General features: G+C 69.1%; 1 protein-coding gene. It reads right to left on the reverse strand.

The features are described from left to right. A partial coding sequence (locus D6689_04710; protein ID RMH43602.1) for a hypothetical protein occupies positions 1-2,559 on the reverse strand: 2,559 nt, incomplete at its 3' end. Positions 2,560-2,987 lie beyond the last annotated feature (428 nt).

A 2,987-nucleotide genomic window follows, 5' to 3' on the forward strand; every position in this document is an offset into this window, starting at 1 on the left:
CCCCTCGTTCGTCAGCGGCGGCGGCCCGAAGATCGAGTTGGACCCGCTCAGCGCCGGCAGCGACGCGAGGTCGCCGACGTGGCCGTCGACGTTGTGGCACCCGTAGCAGTTGTACAGGTGCAGCATACGGCGCCCGCGCTCGCGCGCGAGTTCGTCGTCGTCGAGCTTCTGCGCCATGACCTGCGCCGACTGGTCCGTCGTACCGCGCAGCGACTTGAGAAACACCATCACCTTGCGGATCTCGTCCTCCGTGAAGCCGAACTCCGGCATGTACGAGATGACCGGGTTCTGCGCGTCGTATGCGTACACGCGCGGATGGCGCAGTTTGTTGATGGTCCAGTTGGCCCAGGTTTGCTGGTTGTGATCCGTGATGAAGTCGCCGAAATCCAGCCGCTCCGGCAGCTTCACGCCGAACGCCGACAGGTCGGCGCCGATGCCCGGCGTGGTCTCGAATCCCTCGATGAGGTGGCACCCGAAGCAGCCGTACGTCTTGACGAGCTTCTTGCCCTCGGCGATCAGGTCCGGGTCCGCGAGCTCGTCGCGCGACACCGGCGGGATCGGCTTGTCCCCCTTGAGGGTGCCCAGGTAGGTCGCGATGTCGAGCGCTTCCTGCGGCGTGAGACGCAGGTTCGGCATGCGCGTCGTCGGCGCGTACCGCTTCGGATCGCGCAGCCACGAATAAATCCACGCGACCGACGTCTTCGCGCCGATATCGCGCAGATCGGGCCCGTGGTCGAAGTGCGACGCGCGGTTGTGCCGCTTCGGCGTGTGGGCCTCGTCGCCCGGCAGGTCGTGGCACGCCGCACAGCCCACCTCGGCCATCGTCTGCTTGCCGCGCGCCGCGTCGCCGCGCAGGCCGGCGGGCGGGCGCTCGATCTCGTAGGCGTACTTGTCGCTGTGCTCCGATTGCGACAGCAGGAACGCGGCCAGCGCGCGCGCCTCGTGGTCGCGCTTCCGTTTGCGCGCCTCGACGTCGACCGGGTACGGGTAGATCTCCGGCGCGAGCAGCTCGGGGAAGAAGTTCGGCATCCGCGAGTTCGGCCGGTGGTCCTTCGGGTTCTGGATCCAGCTCACCATGTAGGCGGGGTCGACCTTCTTGGACACCTGCGTGAGCGCGGGGGCGGGTTTGGGCAGGTCGCGGAACCCGTCGATCGCATGGCAGCCGTAGCAGCCGACCTCCTCGACGATGCGGACGCCCGCGGTGTAGTTCGGCGCGAGGTCGGCGATGATCGGGTTACCGCGCCGGTCGGTACACACCTTCTGCTGGGGGGCGGGCGGCGGCTCGACGCCCTCCGGGGTGCCGGGCAGGGTCGCCAGCGACAAGCGCGCCGCGGCGGCGCCCTGCGGCTTCGGCAGGCGGCAGAAGGCCGGCCGCTTGTCGGTCGACAGCGGCGCGCACTCCGCGTCGACCGCGCACAGGATCTCCGAGCGCAGCTCGGTCTGGTGCTCGTGACAGCCGCGGCACTTGGCCTCCATGAACTCGGTGCCGTCGCCGCCGGGCGGCCCCTTGAGCAAGGGCCGCTCCCAGTAGTGGACGTGGAAGGCGTGTGGATCTTCGTCGAGGCTCGGCGCGTGTGCGAAGAACTTGGTGGTCGCGCGCCCCTGGCCGTCGTGGCAGCTGGTGCAGCCGAAATCCTCGGGCGGATGCTTCAAAAGCAAGGTGCGCCGGAACGGGTGCGAGCGGAACTCGGGCTCGTCCACCTCCTCGAATCCGGCGCGCGTCGTCCCCATGTGGCACGACGTGCAGCGATCGACCGCGCCGATCTTCGGCAGATTGAACTGTTTGACCTCCGTCTTGGCGCCGAACAGTCCGCCGCGATCGGCGAGCGCCTTGTCGTACGCGCGCTGGGCTTCGGCCAGCGGCCGGCGCAGCGATTCGATCTCCTTGTCGAGCGCCTTGATCTCGTCGGCGTGCTGGACCTTGGCGAGTTCGGCCTCGGCGGCCTTGCGCGCTGCGATCGCGTCCTGAACGCGCTTGCCTTCCTCGGCGGCGCGGTGCGCGAGTTCGTCGGCCTTGGCCTTTTCCGCCTCGAACTTGGCCTTCTTCGCCGGGTCGTCCGGATCTTCCAGGTATGCGTGCCGCGCGAGGCGCAAGTAGTAGTCCTGTTCGGACCACTCGGCTTTCGTGAACGTCCACTCCTGATTGATGTCGAACTCGGCCTCTTTGAGCTGTTCGACCTTTTTCTGGAGTGCGGCGATGTCGGCCGCGCGCGCGCGGGCCTGCTCGCGCAGCTCGTCGCGCTTGGCGACGAGTTCGGCGAGGCGATTGGCCTTGCCGCACTGCTCCTCGCACCGCTTCGCGGCGTCGCGCTTGCCCTCGTACATCGCCGCGCACGTGGCGGGACACTGCTCGGGGTCGAGGAGCCGCTGCTGCCGCTCGAGGTTCTGCTTGGCGAGGTCGGCGGCGATGGCGAAGAACCGCTCCTGGTAGTCCTTCCATTCGCGACGCGTGACGGTCTCGTCCCACACGGCCCAGCCCGTGACGAACAAGAACGCACCTCCGAGGACGGCGAAGAGCCAGTTGTACGAGATCTGCTCGTCGATTTTTCGTTTGGCCACGGCCGCAAAACTCCTGGAAGATTGGGCGCCTCCGTGTACCGCAAAGCGGCCGCGGGGGTCAACCGCGTTGGCCCCAGATAGCCTTGTTCAGTGAGATGCGATGGACCGTGGGGCCGCTTCGAACGGGCTGCGCGGGCAGTTCGGACGACCTGCGGCGTGCAGAACCGGGCGGCGCGGGCGGCGACCGGCGGGCGGCGTGGGGCCGGTTCGGGGCCCTCGGTGGGGCGGCAGCCGGCGGGGGCTTCCGCCGCGCGGACCGGTAGCGCATGATGGCGTGGTGAGCGCGGCGGCCACGAGGTGGCCCCGCGGTCCGCTCGATCCCATGGCCGACCGCTGGCCCCGATTGTCGTTGCTGTGCGCGCAGTGCCGCGTCGCGCTCGCCGAGGGCGAGCTGTGCGATCGCGACGGCAAGCATCCGGTGGTCCGGC

It is taken from the genome of Deltaproteobacteria bacterium (assembly GCA_003696105.1).
Lineage (GTDB): Bacteria > Myxococcota_A > Polyangia > Haliangiales > J016 > J016.